This window comes from Actinomyces sp. Z16 (assembly GCF_003111765.1).
Lineage (GTDB): Bacteria > Actinomycetota > Actinomycetes > Actinomycetales > Actinomycetaceae > Actinomyces > Actinomyces glycerinitolerans.
Window position 1 is genome coordinate 2,429,702 of sequence record NZ_CP027862.1, and the last position, 17,155, is coordinate 2,446,856.

Annotated in this window: 13 protein-coding genes and 1 pseudogene; 11 read left to right on the plus strand and 3 right to left on the minus strand. The window is 71.2% G+C overall.

Going from position 1 to position 17,155, the window contains the following annotated elements:
• Positions 1 to 363: 363 nt before the first annotated feature.
• Positions 364 to 543, minus strand: a pseudogene (locus tag C3B71_RS16945) (helix-turn-helix domain-containing protein); the annotation flags it as partial.
• 585 nt (positions 544 to 1,128) lie between these two features.
• On the opposite strand from C3B71_RS16945, the gene C3B71_RS10095 reads away from it, so the two are divergent.
• From C3B71_RS10095 to C3B71_RS10130, 8 genes are read left to right on the plus strand one after another with little or no spacing between them, the layout of a single operon-like run.
• Positions 1,129 to 2,850 carry a nitrite/sulfite reductase gene (locus C3B71_RS10095; protein WP_181574823.1) on the plus strand — a complete coding sequence of 574 codons (1,722 nt, stop codon included), beginning with the start codon at positions 1,129 to 1,131 and terminating at the stop codon, positions 2,848 to 2,850.
• Positions 2,847 to 3,713, plus strand: a complete 867-nt coding sequence (locus C3B71_RS10100; RefSeq protein ID WP_073332825.1) for a phosphoadenylyl-sulfate reductase — start codon at positions 2,847 to 2,849, stop codon at positions 3,711 to 3,713. The genes C3B71_RS10095 and C3B71_RS10100 overlap by 4 nt, the downstream gene beginning before the upstream one ends.
• Before the next feature lie 53 nt (positions 3,714 to 3,766).
• Positions 3,767 to 4,708, plus strand: a complete 942-nt coding sequence (cysD, locus tag C3B71_RS10105) for a sulfate adenylyltransferase subunit CysD (RefSeq protein WP_199912488.1) — start codon at positions 3,767 to 3,769, stop codon at positions 4,706 to 4,708.
• A 49-nt stretch (positions 4,709 to 4,757) separates the two neighbouring features.
• A complete protein-coding gene (locus C3B71_RS10110; RefSeq protein ID WP_108967835.1) occupies positions 4,758 to 6,110 on the plus strand; it encodes a sulfate adenylyltransferase subunit 1 in 1,353 nt (450 codons plus the stop codon).
• Positions 6,107 to 6,919: a uroporphyrinogen-III C-methyltransferase gene (cobA, locus tag C3B71_RS10115; RefSeq protein WP_108967836.1), complete on the plus strand. Its 813-nt coding sequence runs from the start codon at positions 6,107 to 6,109 to the stop codon at positions 6,917 to 6,919. Before C3B71_RS10110 ends, cobA begins: the two co-directional genes overlap by 4 nt.
• 39 nt (positions 6,920 to 6,958) lie before the next feature.
• Positions 6,959 to 7,846: a sulfite exporter TauE/SafE family protein gene (locus tag C3B71_RS10120; protein WP_108967837.1), complete on the plus strand. Its 888-nt coding sequence runs from the start codon at positions 6,959 to 6,961 to the stop codon at positions 7,844 to 7,846.
• Complete coding sequence (locus C3B71_RS10125) at positions 7,843 to 8,592, plus strand: sirohydrochlorin chelatase (RefSeq protein ID WP_108967838.1); 750 nt, start codon at positions 7,843 to 7,845, stop codon at positions 8,590 to 8,592. Before C3B71_RS10120 ends, C3B71_RS10125 begins: the two co-directional genes overlap by 4 nt.
• Positions 8,593 to 8,629: 37 nt before the next feature.
• Positions 8,630 to 10,072: an MFS transporter gene (locus C3B71_RS10130; protein WP_199912489.1), complete on the plus strand. Its 1,443-nt coding sequence runs from the start codon at positions 8,630 to 8,632 to the stop codon at positions 10,070 to 10,072.
• 6 nt (positions 10,073 to 10,078) lie between these two features.
• Here the strand turns inward: C3B71_RS10130 and C3B71_RS10135 are convergent, their stop codons facing one another.
• Both C3B71_RS10135 and C3B71_RS10140 read right to left on the minus strand, forming a co-directional pair.
• On the minus strand, positions 10,079 to 10,552 hold the full coding sequence (locus C3B71_RS10135; protein ID WP_108967839.1) for a hypothetical protein: 474 nt from the start codon (positions 10,550 to 10,552) through the stop codon (positions 10,079 to 10,081).
• A gap of 119 nt (positions 10,553 to 10,671) precedes the next feature.
• Positions 10,672 to 11,448: an SDR family NAD(P)-dependent oxidoreductase gene (locus C3B71_RS10140; RefSeq protein ID WP_108967840.1), complete on the minus strand. Its 777-nt coding sequence runs from the start codon at positions 11,446 to 11,448 to the stop codon at positions 10,672 to 10,674.
• A 957-nt stretch (positions 11,449 to 12,405) separates the two neighbouring features.
• Between C3B71_RS10140 and proC the strand changes: the two genes are divergently transcribed.
• The 3 genes from proC to C3B71_RS10160 all read left to right on the plus strand — a co-directional run bounded on the left by proC (position 12,406) and on the right by C3B71_RS10160 (position 16,625).
• The gene (gene proC / locus C3B71_RS10150; RefSeq protein WP_108967843.1) at positions 12,406 to 13,233 is read left to right on the plus strand and encodes a pyrroline-5-carboxylate reductase; all 828 of its coding nucleotides are present in this window, start codon (positions 12,406 to 12,408) and stop codon (positions 13,231 to 13,233) included.
• Between the two features lie 176 nt (positions 13,234 to 13,409).
• On the plus strand, positions 13,410 to 14,060 hold the full coding sequence (locus C3B71_RS10155) for a sugar transferase (RefSeq protein ID WP_073332802.1): 651 nt from the start codon (positions 13,410 to 13,412) through the stop codon (positions 14,058 to 14,060).
• A gap of 33 nt (positions 14,061 to 14,093) precedes the next feature.
• The gene (locus tag C3B71_RS10160; protein WP_108967845.1) at positions 14,094 to 16,625 is read left to right on the plus strand and encodes an ATP-grasp domain-containing protein; all 2,532 of its coding nucleotides are present in this window, start codon (positions 14,094 to 14,096) and stop codon (positions 16,623 to 16,625) included.
• The last annotated feature ends 530 nt before the right edge of the window (positions 16,626 to 17,155 follow it).

A 17,155-nucleotide genomic window follows, 5' to 3' on the forward strand; every position in this document is an offset into this window, starting at 1 on the left:
GGCCGCCTTGAGCGCCACCAGCACCCTGGAGCAGTCATCGATGACCTGGTAGATGGTCACCACACGCCCCTGGATGCGCCACTCGATACCGTCTAGCTGCCACAGCTCGTTAGCACTGGTACGCGTGAACCGCTTGAAAGACACCCGCGGGCGCTTGCGTGGCGCCGGAACCACCAGCCCCATGGCCCGCATGCGCCTGGCAATAGTCGCCCGCGACGGGGCCGGGTTGGCCCCCGCCCCGGACAGCACCCACCACACCGACCACGCACCCGCATCCTTCCCGTCGGCAACCAGCTCCCGGCGTACCTGGGCGATACGCTCATCAACCCGCTCATCCCAACGGCGCGCCGGGTGCAGCGGCGCCCTGGAACGGGCGACCAGCGCCGCCCCCGGTCCCTCCTGCTTGGCCCGCTTACGGATCCGGTAGAACGAGGACTTCGAGACCCCCACCTGCCGGCAGAACTCCTCCACGCTCACACCCGCAACCCGCGAGTCAAACTCAATGATGCGCTGACGCTTGAACGGCGAAACTGCATAACCCATCCCCCAACCCAACCCCACCCGCACCGCCCCAGAATCTCACGACTTCTGACACTCCCAGATGTCATGAGATCCAACAGTCCCAGAAGTCATGAGACAACACAGGCACTCCAGGGTACGAACCGTCACCGAAGGGTACGAAGCGCTGATGCCAAGTGCCGAAGCGTCGTTGGAAGTGCCGAAGCGTCGGCGGCCGACCGTGCTTCGGCAGCCGACGTCAACCGCCGACAGTCGTAATCCCAATACCTGACAAGACGTCGTCTCACGATCCGACCGCATGGTTGTCTTTCCCGCCGCCGCGTCCCTAGTGTGCGCCGTATGACCCAAGCGCATCCCCTACTCGCCGCCGCGGAGTCCCGCGGGGCGTGGTTGCGCTCCACCCGAGTCATGTGCTGTCAGGCCTGTTAAGCGCCTGACCATTGCGGCTAAGCCGTACACGGAATCCGGCGCACTGAGGCGTCCGGAGCCGCACGGCACCAAGTGGATCACTCCCGGCCAGCAACCGGCGGTCACTTGATAGCACCGATCCGGAGCGAGTCCCCGAAACGATGACTCCGGACGCTCATGCACCACCAGCCTGGAGGAGACATGAGCCCGATCAAGAACCCGTCCACAAGCGACGCCGGCGCCGGCCGCGCCATCCGCCCGCCGCGCGCCGGCCGCGCCAACGGCCAGTGGCGCATCGACGGCCGCAAGCCCCTGAACCCCAACGAGGTCGTCAAGCAGGACGGCGATCCGCTCGGCGCGCACGACCGCATCCTGTCCACCTACGCCGCCGCCGGCTTCGACGCGATCCCGGACGACGACCTCCACACGCGCTTTCGCTGGTGGGGCCTGTACACCCAGCGCAAGCAGGGCATTGACGGGGGCCGCACCGCCCAGCTCAGCCCCGCCGAGCTGTCCGACCGGTACTTCATGCAGCGGGTGCGCATGGACGGCCAGTCCCTATCCGTAAAGCAGATGCGCGTCCTCGGCCGGGCGTCGAACGAGTTCGCCCGCGGCACCCTGGACGTCACCGATCGACAGAACCTCCAGATGCACTGGATCCAGATCGAGTCCGTGCCGGAGCTGTGGCGCCGACTGGAGGAGGCCGGCCTGATCACCATCGAGGCCTGCGGCGACACCCCGCGCGGGATCCTCGTCTCCCCCGTGGCCGGAATCGACCCCGATGAGATCATCGACCCCTCTGCCGCCGCGGCCCAGATCCGCGACACGTTTCTCGGCAACCCCGAGATCTCGAACCTGCCCCGCAAATTCAAAACGGCCTTCACCGGCTCCCCCACGCTGGACATCCTCCACGAGATCAACGACATCGCCTACGTGGGCGTCAACCATCCCGAGTACGGTCCCGGCTACGACCTGTGGATCGCCGGCGCCCTGTCGACCGCGCCATTTCTCGGGCAGCGCCTGGGCGCATTCGTACGGCCCGACCAGGTCAGCGACGTGTGGTGGGCCGCCATCCGGCTCTTCCGCGACTACGGCTACCGCCGCCTGCGCAACAAGGCCCGCCTGAAGTTCCTCATGGCCGAGTGGGGCCCGGAGAAGTTCCGCCGCGTCCTGCAGGAGGAGTACCTGGGCTACGAGCTGGCCGACGGCCCCGCCCCCGCGCCACCCGCGGGCGAGGCCGACCACATCGGCGTCCACCGGCAGAAGGACGGACACTACTGGATCGGCGGCAAACCGCCGGTCGGCCGCCTGTCCGGCGACACCATGCTGGGGCTGGCGGACCTGGCGGAGACGGTCGGCTCGGACCGAGTGCGCACAACCCCGCTGCAGAACATCCTGCTGCTGGACGTGCCGGCCGAGCGCGTGGACGAGGCCGTGGCTGGCCTGCGGGAGCTCGGCATCGACCCGGACCCGGGGCCGTTCACGCGCTCGCTGCTGGCCTGCACCGGCCTGGAGTTCTGCAAGTTCGCGATCGTGGAGACCAAGTCCCTGGCCGCGCGGGTCGGCGCCGAGCTCGACGCCCGCCTGGCGGACCTCAACCTGGAGCGGCGGATCTCCATCAGCGTCAACGGCTGCCCCAACTCCTGCGTCCGCATCCAGATCGCCGACATCGGTCTCAAGGGGCAGATCATCACCGTCGACGGCCAGCAGGTACCGGGCTTCCAGGTGCATCTGGGAGGCGGCCTGGCGTCGGCCGGCCACGAGGAGGCCGAGCTGGGACGTACCGTGCGCGGCCTGAAGGTGGCCGCCACCGACCTGACCGACTACATCGAACGCGTCGTGCGCCGCTATGCCGCGGGGCGCACCGCGGGAGAGTCCTTCGCCCAGTGGGCGCAGCGGGCACCGCAGGAGGAACTGGTATGAGTACCGAAGGTATCGCGCCCCTGGCCGGGCTGCGCGCAGCCACCATCCCCGTCCTGACGGCCGACAGCGCCCCGGCGACCGCCCCCACGGCATCCCCTGCGGGCGTCAACCCCTACGGCCGGCTCGTCGCGCGTGGCGCCAACCGTCCTCGCTCCGCACAGGCCCCCCGCCGCAGCGAGGCCGAACTGCGGCGCATCGCCGCCGACGGCGCCGCACGGTTGGGCTCGAACGCCTCGGCCGAGGCGGTGGTCGCCTGGGCGGCCGAGACCTTTCCCGGCTCCCTGGCCGTCGCCTGCTCCATGGCGGACGCCGTCCTGCCGCACGTCGTAGCCTCCCGCATTCCCGGCGTCGACACGCTGTTCCTAGAGACCGGCTTCCACTTCCCCCAGACCGAGCAGACCCGTGACGCCGTCGCCCGCACCATGGACGTCACCGTCATAGACGTCCTGCCCGAGCTCACCATCGCCCAGCAGGACGCCGAGTACGGACCGCGCCTCTATGAGCGCGACCCCACCAAGTGCTGCTACCTGCGCAAGGTGGCACCACTGGCACGCGCCCTGTCCGGCTACGAGGCCTGGGCCACGGGCCTGCGCCGCGAGGACTCCCCCACCCGCGCCGACGCGCCCCTGGTCGCCTTCGACGAGAACCACCGGATCGTCAAGCTCAACCCGTTGGCGGCCTGGAGCTTCGACGACCTGCTGGAGTACGCGACCGCGCACGACGTCGTCGTCAACCCACTGCTGGCGGACGGCTACCCGTCGATCGGCTGCGAGACCTGCACCCGGCGCGTCGCCCCGGGCGAGGATCCCCGCTCCGGACGCTGGGCCGGATTCGCCAAGACCGAGTGCGGCATCCACCTGTGACCGCCACCCCGCACGCCCCGAACATGAAACCGCGGAACCGATTGGAGAGCCCCATGACCACAGCCACAGACAGCGTTACCGGCGTTACCGGCGTTACCAGCGCCCCTGCGGATCACCTCGACGCCCTCGAGTCCGAGGCGATCGGCATCATCCGTGAAGTGATCGCCGAATGCCGGCGCCCGGTGCTGCTGTTCTCGGGCGGCAAGGACTCCGTGGTCATCCTGCACCTGGCCCGCAAGGCCTTCTGGCCGGCGCCGCTGCCCTTCCCCCTGCTGCACGTGGACACCGGCCACAACTTCCCCGAGGTGCTCGCCTACCGTGACGCGACGGTCGCCGCCGCTGGAGCGCGCCTGCTCGTCGCCCGGGTGCAGGACTACATCGACGACGGCCGCCTGCGCGAACGCCCGGACGGCACCCGCAACCCGCTGCAGACCCGCCCGCTGCTGGACACCATCCGCACCGAGGGCTTCGACGGCGTCATCGGCGGCGCCCGCCGCGACGAGGAGCGGTCGCGCGCCAAGGAGCGCATCGTCTCCCTGCGGGATGAGTTCGGGCAGTGGGATCCCCGCAACCAGCGCCCCGAGTTGTGGCGGTTGCTCAACCTGCGTCACTCCCCCGGCGAGCACCTGCGCGTCTTCCCCCTGTCCGACTGGACCGAACTGGACGTGTGGCGCTACATCGAGCGCGAGGACATCGTCCTGCCAAGCCTGTACTACGCGCACCGGCGGGAGGTCTTCTCGCGCGACGGCATGTGGCTCGCCGTCACCCCGGTGACCCAGCCGCAGGAGGGCGAGACCATCACCACCCGCACCGTGCGCTACCGCACCGTGGGCGACATGTCCTGCACCGGCGCCGTGGACTCGACGGCGGCCAACAACCACGAGATCGCCGTCGAGGTGGCCGCCTCCACACTCACCGAGCGTGGTGCCACCCGGGTCGACGACCGCCTGTCGGAGTCCGCCATGGAGGACCGCAAGCGCGAAGGCTACTTCTGATTCCCATCCCACCCTGCGAACCCACCAGACACGCACCCTGGAGAAACCTATGACCATCACCCCCTCCGAGTCCGCCCGCGCCGCAGCGGACCAACCCACCCTGCAACCGTCTCCGACCGCCGGTCTGCTGCGCCTGGCCACCGCCGGCAGCGTCGACGACGGAAAGTCGACCCTCGTCGGCAGGCTCCTAGTGGATTCCAAATCCGTGCTGCGCGACCAGCTCGCCGCCGTGGAGCGAGTGAGCCTGGACCGCGGCCTGACCCACGCCGACCTGGCCCTACTCACCGACGGCCTGCGCGCGGAGCGGGAGCAGGGCATCACCATCGACGTCGCCTACCGCTACTTCGCCACTCCCCGCCGCTCCTTCATCCTGGCCGACTGCCCCGGCCACGTGCAGTACACGCGCAACACGGTCACCGGCTCATCCACCGCCGACGTGGTGGTACTGCTGGTCGACGCCCGCCACGGCGTAGTGGAGCAGACCCGCCGACACCTGGCCGTGGCGGCAATCCTGAACGTCCCGCACGTGGTGGTCGCCGTCAACAAGATCGACCTGGTGGACTTCTCCGCCGACGTCTACGACGCGATCGTCGCCGAACTGGCCGCCGCCGGCGCCGAGCTGGGGGTCAAGGACCTGCGGGCGCTGCCGACCTGCGCCCTCGAGGGGGACAACGTGGTACGTCGCTCGTCGCGGACCCCCTTCTACAGCGGTCCCGCCCTCCTGGAGCTGTTGGAGACTATTCCGGCCGACTCCACGTCGGCGGACGGCGCCTTCCGGCTGCCCGTGCAGCTGGTCATTCGGCCGCAGGGGGCCGCACCGGAGGGGTTGTCCGACTACCGCGGTTACGCCGGGCGGGTCGCCGCGGGATCGGTCCGTGTGGGCCAGGAGGTCGTGGTTCTCCCCTCACGGCGCCGCAGCCGGGTCACCGCCATCGACCTCGCGGACACCGCCCTGCCGGAGGCGCACGCCGGCCAGTCGGTGACCCTGCGGCTAGCCGATGACATCGACATCACGCGCGGTGATCTGCTCGCCGCCGCCACCGACCCGCCGCAACTGCTCCGGGATGTCACCGCCCGCGTAGCCTGGCTGTCCGAGCACCCCGCCAAGCCGGGAGACCGGGTCCTCGTCAAACACGGAACGCGTACCGTCCAGGCGATCGTCACCGCGATCGAGGCCGTCCTCGGCCTCGACGACCTCACCGCCGAGCCCGCACAGACCCTGGTCCTCAACGACATCGGCACCATCCGCCTGCGCCTGTCCGAGCCGCTCCCCGTGGCCGACTACGCCCGCTCCCGCAGCGACGGCGCCTTCCTACTCGTAGACCCCTTCGACGGCTGGACACTCGCCGCGGGCATGGTGCACCTCGAGGGCGAGCGCGCGTCCGCACCACTGGCGGCATGAGCCGGACGAGCACGGCCCCGGGCATCGAGGGACGGCCCGCGCAGGAGGTCGAAAGCGTCCCGGATACCGACCGTCCCGGCACCGGGTGGGTGGCACTCATCGGAGGCGGGCCGGGGGACCCGGGGCTGGTCACGGTGCGCGGGCTGGACCTGCTGCGGCGGGCCGACGTCGTCGTCGTCGATCGTCTCGCCCCGCGCCAACTGCTGGAGGCCGCCGGTCCCGGCACGGAGGTGATCGACGTGGGCAAGCGTCCGGGGCACCATCTGCTGCCGCAGGAGCAGATCAACGCGGTGCTGGTGGAGCGGGCCCGCGCCGGGCAACGTGTAGCGCGCCTGAAGGGCGGCGACCCGTATGTGCTGGGCCGCGGCGGTGAGGAGGCGGCGGCCTGCCGGGCGGCCGGCGTCATCGTGGAGATCGTCCCCGGGGTCACCTCGGCCATCGCCGTGCCGGCCGCCGCCGGCATCCCGGTGACCCACCGGGGGCTGGCCCGGGGCTTCTCCGTGGTCACCGCGCACGAGGAGCTGGTCTCCACGGTGCCGGCGCGGCGCGACCACACGCTGATCCTCCTGATGGGAGTGGCGCACCTGCGTCGCTCGGCCACGATCCTCCTGCAGGCCGGGGCCGAGCCCGACACCCCGGCCGCCATCGTCGAACGCGGCTTCCTACCCGACCAGCGAGTAACCACCACCGTGCTGCGATGTCTGCCCGACGTCGCTACCGAGGTCGGCGTCACCGCTCCGGCGGTCATCGTCATCGGCGACGTCGTCACCGTCAGCCCCGCATGGAACACGCGGGTCGTCCCCGGCTAGTGCATCCGGCTACGACCCCGGCAGCCCTGAAGGATCATCATGCTCGCACTCATCCTCCTCGCCCTGGTCGGCCTGGTCGCGCAACTCGTGGATGGGACCCTGGGCATGGGCTACGGCGTCACCAGCTCCTCGCTGCTGCTCGCCGTCGGCCTGAGCCCGGCACTGGCCAGCGCCAGCGTCCACCTGTCCCAGATCGGGACCACGCTCATGTCCGGTGTCTCCCACCTGCGCCTGGGCAACACCGACCGGGCACTGGTGGCCCGCCTCGCCGTCCCCGGCGCCGTCGGCGCATTCCTGGGCGCCACCGTGCTGTCCCGGCTCGCCACGGCCGCGGCGACCCCCGTGACCGCCACCATCCTGCTGGTGCTGGGCATATATGTGCTGGTGCGCTTCGCCGTGCGGCCGCCGACCGGCGCTACCTCACGCAACAGCCCCCACACCTCCCGGCTGCTGACGCCACTGGGCCTGATCGGCGGTTTCATCGACGCGACCGGCGGCGGAGGCTGGGGGCCGGTGGTCACCACCACCCTGCTGTCGCGCGGCCGCACCGCCCCGCGCACCATCGTCGGCAGTGTGGACACCGCCGAGTTCATAGTCAGTGTGACCGCGTCGTTGGGCTTCCTCCTCGGGCTGGGGACGGCCGGAATCGACTTCGGCGTCGTCGTCGCCCTGCTGGGCGGCGGCATGTTGGCCGCCCCGCTGGCCGCCTGGGCGGTGTCCCGGATGCCGGGCACGATCTTGGGAACCGCCGTCGGCGGCCTGATCGTGGTGACGAATACGGTGACGGTTCTGGAGACACTCGGTCTAAGCACCACGGTCACCGCGTGGACGCTGTCGGCGCTGGTTGCGGCGCTGGCGCCGCTCATCGCCGTCACGGTGTACCGCACCCGCCGCGCCAACGTCGTCGCGGAGGTGCAGGCGGCATGAAGACGCGTCCCCTGGTGGTGCTGGCGCATGGCACCCGCGCGCCCGGCGCGCTCCCGGTGCTCGAACAGATCAGTGCGCAAGTGGCCGACCTCCTGCCGGGAGTCGTCGTGCGCCACGGCTTCGTGGAGTTCCAAAACCCGACGGCCCGGGAGGCCTTTTCGGGGCTGCACGATCCCGTCGTGGTCCCCTTCTTCCTGGGTGGGGGCTACCACGTCCTGCACGACCTGCCCGGTCTGCTCGCCGAGCACGGGTCCGGCAGCGCCACCCGGCATCTGGGGCCCGAAGCCACGATTGTCAACGCGGTGGCCGACCGCCTCCGGCAGGCAGCGGCGGAGGCCGGCGCTGCCGTCACCAGCCTCGACGGCGTCGTGCTGGCCGGCTCGGGATCGTTCAGGCGTCGACCCGTGCGGGAGACCGAGCAGGCGGCGGCGCTGCTGGCGCGGGAGCTCGGTGTTCCCGTCCGGCCCGCCTACCTGGCCAAGACCTCGCCCACGGCCCGGGAGGCGGTGGCCTCCTGGCGCCGGGAGGGCGCGCGGACGATTGCGGTGGCCCCGTATCTGCTCGCCGAGGGCAAGTTCTCCCGCGCGTTGCACCGGAGCGAGGCGAGCTTCGTCGCCGCTCCCATCGGCGCCCACCCGGCGGTCGCCCGCGTGGTCGCCCAACGCTACCGGGAGGCCGTCGGCAGCGAAATCGGTATCGAATGCGCCCGCGGGCGCGTCAGCTTAGCCCCCGTGGCCGCGGGCTAAGCTGCAACCGCAGCACCAGTGCGGGAGGGAACGGGACGTGCCTACGACCGATGCGACCGCGGTGAGCACCACACCGGAAGGCGCCGCACCCGCACGACGACGCACCTGGATCCTGATCACCTGCTGCATGAGCCTGTTCATCTCCACCATGAACGCCTCCGTGGTCAACGTCGCCCTGCCCGCGCTGCGCCGCGACCTGGGGGCCTCGACGGCCGCGCTGCAGTGGACGGTGGACGCCTTCACCCTGGTGGTCGCCGCCTTCCTGCTCATGGCGGGCACGACCGCCGACCGGGTGGGGCGGCGGCGCACCTTCGCCCTCGGTCTTTTCACCTTCGCCCTCGGCTCGACGTTGAGCGCATTGTCGCCCAGTGTGGAGCTGCTGATCGCGGCCCGCTGTGTGCAGGCCTTGGGCGCCTCCATGCTCAACCCGGTGGCGCTGTCCATCATCACCACCACCTTCACCGAACCGCATGCCCGCGCCGGCGCGATCGGCGCCTGGGGCGCGGTGGTGGGTGTCTCCCTGGGAGTGGGGCCGCTGGCAGGCGGCATCCTGGTGGAAGCCTTCAGTTGGCACGCCGTGTTCTGGATGAACGTGCCCGTGGCGTTGGCGGTGCTGGCCATGACCGCGGTGTTCGTGCCGGAGTCCCGCAGCGCGGTGCCCCGCCGGTTCGATCTGCCCGGCCAGGTGCTGCTGGTGGTGCTGCTCACCGCAGTGGTGGCCGTCCTGATCGAGGCGCCCGAACGGGGCCTGGGTGCGCCGCTGACCGTGGGGCTGGGCGCGACGGCGGTGGTCGCGGCGGCGCTGTTCGTCGTCGTCGAGCGGCGCGTGAGTCAGCCGGTGCTGAATCCGCGCTTCTTCCACTCCGTGCCGTTCACCTCCTCGGTCATCACCGCCCTGGCCCTGTTCGCCGTCCAAGGTGGGTTCATGTTCATCATGAGCGTCTACCTGCAGGAGACGCGCGGCTTCTCCCCGCTGCAGGCGGGCGCGGCCCTGATTCCGCTGGCCCTGTGCCAGGCGGTGGCCGCGCCCGTATCGGGTCGCCTCGTCTCGGCGCGAGGCACTCGGCCGCCGCTCGTGCTCGGAGGCTTGATTCTGGCGGCTGCCGGCTGCGTTCTGGCGGTCATCCCCGACGACGTCGGCATGCCGCCCCTGGCGGGCCTGTTCGCCCTGATCGGTCTGAGCCTGGGGCTGGTGAACCCGCCGATCACGACGACGGCGGTGGCGGGTATGCCGCTGTCCCAAGCGGGGGCGGCGTCCGGGGTGGCGGCATCCAGCCGGCAGGTCGGCATCGCGCTGGGGGTGGCCCTGGCCGGGCTGGTCTCCGGCAACGGCGGCCTGACTCTGGTCTCGGCCCGCCCCATCTGGGTGGCGATGGCGCTGGCGGGCGCGCTAATCACTGCCCTCGGCCTGCTCGCGGCCACCCCCTGGGCGCGCCGCACCGTCGACGATCTGGGCCCTCTGTTCGAGCCCGGGCACTGACGCCGGTCAGGCCGAGGTGTTCTCGTTCTGCAGCACGCCGGCGCTGTTGCCGTCCTCGGAGGTGGCTCCGCCGTCGGAGCCGCCGGTGGCGTCGTCGTTGGGCGTGGTGCGTCCGGCACCGCCACCCTGCTCCCCCCGGCCGCCGGGCATCTGGCCGCCGCCCGGCATCTGACCATCACCCGGCCCGCCCTGCCGCGGGTCGAAGTCGCTGCGCTCGCTGCCGGCCGGGGCCTGGTCGGGCGAGAGCAGCTCGTTCGTGCCCCAGCCGGCGCCGAAGGCGGCCGCAGCGAGAGCGACCACGGCGACGACGGCGACCCAGGCGCGCCGGTACCAGGGACACTGCCGCTTGGTCCGTGCGGGAGCGGCGTCGTTCGTCAAGCCCGCGTCGGCTCCATCGGCCGACGTCGGGTGCTGTGTGGAGGCGTCGGGGGTGGGGATGCGGGCGGTGACGTCGAAGTCGTCGGGCCTGGGCTCGGTCATCTGAGTCCTTTCGGTACGCGGTGGGCCTCGCAGTGTCGAGGCGAGGCCGAAGCTAGGCACCGCGGCTGAATCGCCCACGTACCGGCGCTGTGGCGCAGCTGTGTATTGGGCACGCCGCCTCAGTCGCGGGCCACCACCGTGTTGGAGGCCTGCGCCCGGGGGCGCACGATGAGTGAGTCGATGTTGACGTGTGCGGGCCGCTCCAGCGCCCACACGATGCACTCGGCAATGTCCTCGGCCACCAGTGGCTCGGCGACGCCCGCGTAGACGGCGGTCGCGCGCTCCCTGTCGCCGTGGTAGCGGTTCAGGGAGAACTCGGGAGTCGCCACCATTCCCGGGGCGATCTCGATGACGCGCACGGGCTCGCCGACCAGTTCCAGACGCAGAGTGTTGGCGATGATCCGTTCGGCGTGCTTGGCGGCCACGTAACCCCCGCCCCCGGGGTAGGTGTCGTGCGCGGCGGTGGAGGTGAGGAACACCAGGTCGCCGCCCCGCTCACGCATTTCCGGCAGGAACGCCTGGGTGACCCGCAGCGCCGCCAGGACGTTGCGCTCGTACATGGTGGCCCATTCCTCGACGCTGCCCGTGGCCACCGGATCCGCGCCCAGAGCACCGCCGGCATTGTTGATGACGGCGTCGACCGGGCCGCCGGCCTGCACCTGCTCGACCAGGCGCGCGACGTCGGCGGGCTGCTGCAGGTCGGCAGCCACCCAGGTGCAGCCGGTCTCCTCACTCAGGGCGGCCAGGCGCTCGCTGCGTCGGGCGGTGGCGACCACCTCCCAACCGTGGGCGCGCAGCAGGCGGACGGTGGCTGCGCCGATGCCGGTGGAGGCCCCGGTGACCAGGGCGCGACGCGAAGTAGGGAACGAAACTGGGGCGGAAGTGGCTTGGCTCATGCCGCCATTGTCCTCTTTCACCGGGCCCTAGGTCGTGTTGTGTGAGTCGTTTGTGCTGGTGGGTCGGTGTTGGCGATGTGGGTGGTGGTCTGGTAGCGGATGGCGAGTTCGTCGTACCTGGTGGCTACGGCGCCCCAGCTTGAGTGGGCTTGGTGTGCGCCCGTCGAAGGGGCAAGTGGGTCTTACACCGCCCCGTTGGACCGCCCACGCCCCGGTTGGACCGCCCACGCCCCGTTGGACCGCCCACGCCCCGATGGACCGCCCACGCCCCGATGGACCGCTGTAACCGGCGGCTACGGCGGTCCAACGGGGGAACAGGGGTCCAACGGGGGAACAGCGGTCCAACTGACAGGCTCAACAGCCACACACCACCACCCAGCCACACACCGCCACCCAAGCACTTACACAACAGGACCTAGGGGCTCTTCGTGTTTGTGGGTGTGGTGGTTCGGGGCGGGGCTGCGATTCCGATGGTCGTTATCGGGCGTAGGAGGACGTTTTCGGGGTGCGGGAGGTCGTACTCGGGACGGCGAGGTCGTACTCGGTAGGTGCCAACGCGCCGAATACGACCTCATCGGCCCCAAACCCTCCCGAATGTGGAGCGTTTCGGGCTGACGAGGTCGTTTTGGCCGAGCCCAGGTCGTCCTCGGGCCAAGGAGGACGTTTTCGGGTGCGGGAGGTCGTACTCGGGGCGGCGGTGCTGGCGACCGCGGGCGATTCGTCGGAGGCGTTGGAGTCATGTGGGCGCCGGGTCGGGGGCCGCGGCCCCTTGACGGCGCATGCCAGTGACATTGGGGCCGTCCCCCAGACGCCCCGGGGCGCGCACGCCCGGCAGTCCAAACACATGCCCCGCCCGCCGGCCCATCACACACCCGAACACGAAGACCGATAAAGGCCGCCGACGGAGCCGGACCCAAGAACCGCGAGCGCCTACCGGTCGTCTACTAGTCTGGAGGCATGACGGTCTACGGCTTCATCGGTGCGGGCAATATGGCGGAAGCGATCGTGCGCGGCACCATCGCGGCGGGCACGCCCACCACCGACGTGCTACTGACCAGTGCACACGACTCCGCCTCCCGCCTGGCCGCCGCCACCGGGGCGCGGCACGTCCCGGCGCCGGCGGACCTGGTGGCGGCCAGTGATGTGGTGGTGCTCGCGGTCAAGCCGCACGTGGTGCCGGAAGTGCTGGAGTCCCTCGCCGACGCGCTGGCCGCCCGCCGCCCGCTGGTGCTCTCGATTGCGGCGGGGCTGAGCACCGAGCGCCTGGCGCAGATGCTGCCCCCGAGGGCCCGCGTGGTGCGGGCCATGCCGAATATGGCGGCGGCGGTGGGCCAGTCCATGACCGCCCTGGCGGCGGGCGCCACAGCCGACGCCGCCGACCTGGAGACCGCGCGTGCCCTCATGAGTACCGCGGGCCGCACCGTGGTGCTGGCGGAGAAGGACTTCTCGGCGTTCACCGCGCTGGCGGGCTCCTCCCCCGCCTTCGTGTTCCAGTTCATCGAGGCGCTGGCGCGCGGCGGAGTGGCCGCCGGCATTCCCAAGGCGCAGGCGGTTCAGATCGTCACCCAGGCGGTGCTCGGCTCGGCCCTGACCGTGCAAGCCGAGGCGTCCGACACCGGGGACGCCGGGCGCGGCCGTACTCCCGCCGACCTGATCGACGCCGTCTCCTCCCCCGGCGGCACGACGGTGGCGGGGCTGGTGGCGCTGGAGCGGGCGGGCTTCTCCGCCGCGGTTGTCGACGGCGTGCAGGCGACCATTGCCAGGGATCGGGCGCTGGGCGCTTAATCTCTCACGCGTGCGCCGTGCACGCACCCCCGTAAAGCCGCTAAGCTGGCACTACTTGCCCCGTCCGTTACCGGATCCGTGCCTGTTCCTGATCATCTTGTTCCTGACCGTTTACCTCCTGACACCTGCCCATTCCTGACCGCTGCCCCGGTGAAGCCTCCGAAAGGGGAACTCCTATGGCGAACCAGGCGACCCTGAGCACCTGGAAGCAACCACGCACCTTCTATGCCCGCTACGGCAAGCGCGCCCTGGACGTGGGCGCCGCCCTCGCCGTCATGCCGGTGCTGGGGGTGCTGACCGTCGGCGTGGGCGCCGCCATCAAGCTCGACGACGGCGGCCCCATCTTCTACCGGCAGGAGCGCTGGGGACGCCACGGCCGCCCCTTCAAGATCTTCAAGTTCCGCTCCATGTCCGTGGGCGCACCCGATATCCGCAACGCGGACTCCTCCTCCGTCGCCTCCCGCACCGATACCCGTGTGACTCGTGTGGGCCGTTTCCTGCGCACCACCTCCGTCGACGAGGTGCCCCAGTTCCTCAACGTCCTGAACGGCACCATGAGTCTGATCGGGCCGCGCCCCAACCTGGCGACCAAGCCGCTGGAGCGCATGGGCGCGGACGAGCGGCGGCGACTCACGGTCAGGCCCGGCATCACCGGCTACAACCAGGCCTTCTACCGCAACTCCACCACCCTGCCCGAGCGCTACGCCGCCGACTGCTACTACGTCGATCACCTGTCCTTCGGCCTGGATCTGCGCATCGTGCTCAAAACCATCCAGACCGTGCTCACCGGCAAGTCCGTCTACTCCGACGCCAAGGAAACCGCCTGAGAACCGGCGTCAAGGAAACCAAGGAGCCACTTCATGACCGTCCCTGAAACCCCCGCCATCCAGCCCCACGCGGACGCCGACCAGTCGACGCGCCCCGCCGCCGAACGCCCACCGGTGCTGATCCTGGGTGGTTCCCCGCTCCAGGTGCCGATGATCCGCAGGGCCCGCGACCTGGGGCTGCGCACGCTGGTCGTGGACGCCAACCCCAACGTTCCCGGCGCCGCGCTGGCGGACGAGTTCGCCGCCGTGTCCACCACCGACGTGGAGGGGCTGCTGGCCCTGACTCGCGACCGCGAGCTGGCGGGGGTCACCTCTGTGGGCACGGACCGGCCGGTGCGGGCCATGGCGGCCGTCGCCCAGGCTCACGGTCTGCCCGCCGTCTCGCCGGACACGGCCGCGGCGTGTACCGACAAGGCGCTGATGCTTCAGGCCGTCGCCCGCGCGGGCGTACCCCACCCGCGCTTCGCCCTGGCCACCGACCTGGACGAGCTGCGCGCCGCCGTCGCCCAGGTGGGCCTGCCCTGCATCGTCAAGCCGTTGGACTCCTCCGGGTCCCGCGGGGTGGTGCAGGTGGACAGCGAGGCAGACCTGGCCCGGGCACTGGACTATGCCCTGGCTCCCTCCTACGAGCCGACCGTGATCGTGGAGGAGCTGCTGGTGGGGCGGGAGATCAGCTGCGAGGTGCTGTGCGTGGACGGTACGTACCACGTGGTCGCCACCACGGATAAGGACACCACCGGCAGCCCCCACTTCATTGAGACCGGCCACACCCAGCCCGCCGACCTGGACGCCGACACCCTGGCCGCCGCCCACGCCCTGGTGGCCCAGTGCCTGGCCGCCGTGGACATGCACTTCGGCCCAGCCCACGTGGAGATGATGCTGACGGACAACGGACCCGTGCTCATTGAGTTCGGCTGCCGCATGGCCGGCGACTTCGTCTCCTCCCATGTGGTGCCCGGCTCCACCGGCATCGACTTCATCGGGCTGGTGCTGCGGCAGGCCTGCGGGGAGAAGATCGAGATGCCGGCCTCCTCCGGACGGGCCGCCGCCATTCGCTTCCTGACCGCCCCCGAGGGCGTGCTGCGCGCCTTCCACGGGGTGGAGGAGGCGCGCGCTGTACCCGGCGTCGACGCCGTCATCACCCTGGCGCAGCCCGGCGAGGCCATCGCCCCGCTGCACTCCAGCACGGATCGCCTGGGCGTGGTGGTTGCCTCCGCCCCCGACCGCGTCACCGCCGTCGCCGCCTGCGAGCGGGCCCGCGACCTGATCCGCATCGAGGTCGACGCGCAGCTCCCCTCCCCCGCCGCCACGCCGACGGCGGCCTCCCCCGGCCCCGCCTCCTCGACGCCGGGCGACCTGCCCGCGCGGGGCCGCCGCGTGCTGATCATCGGCGCCGGCCGCGGCCAGTTGGGGCTTATCCGCGCCGTCAAGCGCCTGGGAGCCACCGCGGTAGTCGCCAGCCTCACCGCCGGTCCGCCGCCGGGACTCAAGGAGGCCGATGAGGCCATCGACGTGGACCTGCTCGACCCGGCCGCGGTGGCCCGGGAGGCCCGTCTGGCCGGTGTCGACGCCGTCGCCACCAGCTGCCTGGACACGGGCCTGGAGGCGCTGGGCGCGGTGGTCGACGAGCTGGGGCTGCGCGGTATCGGCCGCGCCGCCGCCCGGCTGTGCATGGACAAGCTGGCCATGAAGCGCCGCCTGGTCGAGCGCGGCGTATCCACCGCCCCATTCCGGGAGGTCACCAGCCGCGATGAACTGGACGCCGCCCTGGCCGCCGTCGGTCTGCCGGCCATGGTCAAGGCCGCCGACCTGCAGGGCTCCTCCGGCGTGTTCAAGGTGGCCTCATCCGAACAGGCCCGCGCCGCCTTCGATCGCGCCCACGCCCTCAGCCGCCACGGCACGGTGATCGTCGAACGCTTCCTGGACGGCCGCGAGTTCGGCGCGCAGGCGCTGGCGCACGACGGCGAGCTGATACACGTCACCGTCCACGGCGACGACCTGGCCGCCGGCCTGCCGATCCCCATCGGCCACCACGTGCCCCTCGACGACGCCGACCTGGCCGCCCAGGCTCGCGAGGTCACGGCCGCGGCGGTGGCGGCGCTGGGTCTGGACGACTGCGCCGTCAACATCGACCTGATGGCCTGCGACGGCCAGGTGTACGTGATCGAGCTGACCGGCCGCGCCGGGGCCAACGGACTGCCCGAGTTGATGGGTGCGGTGCACGGCCTGGACTACTACGAGCTGGTGGCCCGGGAGGCGCTGGACCTGGACGTGCCCGGCACCTGGGCGCGGCGCGAACCCGGGCCGGGCGCCGCCCTGGCACTGATGCTCACGGACCCTGACGCCCACGGCACCATCGCCGACGTGCTGGTGCCCCGGGACCTGCCCGACTGGGCGGTGGACCTGAGCCTGTTCCGCGGCCCAGGCGACCGCATCGACGGCTTCGCCTCCTCCAATGACTGTCTGGGACAGGTGGTGGTGCGCGGGCAGGACCTGGAGCAGTGTCGGCAGCGGGCCGCCGCCCTGGCCGCCCAGGTGACCTTCCGACTGCAGGAGGCGGCATGAAACGACTTGTCATCCTGGCGAACGCCTTCCCCTGGGGCAACTGGGAGCCGTTCCTGGCGACCGAGCTGGAGTACCTGACCGGTTTCGACCAGGTGGACATCATGTCTCTGTCGGTACGGGAGGACCAGCGCGCCAACGTGCGCCCGCTGCCGGCGGGCATGCGCGCGCATGCGATCCCGTTCCGCTCCCACCTGTTCTACCTGCTCGGTTCCTTCCCGGTGCTGGGCGACGCCAACCTGTACCGCGAGCTGGCCGACCTGGCCCGCCGCCGCCGGCTCAGCCCCTCCCGCGTGGTCACCCTGTTCGTGTTCCTCAGCCGCGCCCGCCACGAGTCCGCCCAGGTCGCCCGGCTTCTCCGGGAGGCCGGGGCGGGCCCGGACGACGAGGTGGTCTTCTACTCCTACCGCTTCGCCTACCAGCCCTATATGGCTGCTCGACTGCGCCGCCGCTTCCGCCGCACGGCCTCGGTGGCACGAGCCCACCGCGCGGACCTGTACGAGGAGTACTCCCCCGCGGCTACCTGCCGCTGC

What these genes read in the sequence shown, in the direction of transcription:
- C3B71_RS10110 (WP_108967835.1), top strand. Translation starts at nt 4,758, where the DNA reads ATGACCATCACCCCCTCCGAGTCCGCCCGCGCCGCAGCGGACCAACCC.
- C3B71_RS10095 (WP_181574823.1), top strand. Translation starts at nt 1,129, where the DNA reads ATGAGCCCGATCAAGAACCCGTCCACAAGCGACGCCGGCGCCGGCCGC.
- cobA (WP_108967836.1), top strand. Translation starts at nt 6,107, where the DNA reads ATGAGCCGGACGAGCACGGCCCCGGGCATCGAGGGACGGCCCGCGCAG.
- C3B71_RS10120 (WP_108967837.1), top strand. Translation starts at nt 6,959, where the DNA reads ATGCTCGCACTCATCCTCCTCGCCCTGGTCGGCCTGGTCGCGCAACTC.
- C3B71_RS10155 (WP_073332802.1), top strand. Translation starts at nt 13,410, where the DNA reads ATGGCGAACCAGGCGACCCTGAGCACCTGGAAGCAACCACGCACCTTC.
- cysD (WP_199912488.1), top strand. Translation starts at nt 3,767, where the DNA reads ATGACCACAGCCACAGACAGCGTTACCGGCGTTACCGGCGTTACCAGC.
- C3B71_RS10135 (WP_108967839.1), bottom strand. Translation starts at nt 10,552, where the DNA reads ATGACCGAGCCCAGGCCCGACGACTTCGACGTCACCGCCCGCATCCCC.
- C3B71_RS10140 (WP_108967840.1), bottom strand. Translation starts at nt 11,448, where the DNA reads ATGAGCCAAGCCACTTCCGCCCCAGTTTCGTTCCCTACTTCGCGTCGC.
- C3B71_RS10160 (WP_108967845.1), top strand. Translation starts at nt 14,094, where the DNA reads ATGACCGTCCCTGAAACCCCCGCCATCCAGCCCCACGCGGACGCCGAC.
- C3B71_RS10100 (WP_073332825.1), top strand. Translation starts at nt 2,847, where the DNA reads ATGAGTACCGAAGGTATCGCGCCCCTGGCCGGGCTGCGCGCAGCCACC.
- C3B71_RS10125 (WP_108967838.1), top strand. Translation starts at nt 7,843, where the DNA reads ATGAAGACGCGTCCCCTGGTGGTGCTGGCGCATGGCACCCGCGCGCCC.
- proC (WP_108967843.1), top strand. Translation starts at nt 12,406, where the DNA reads ATGACGGTCTACGGCTTCATCGGTGCGGGCAATATGGCGGAAGCGATC.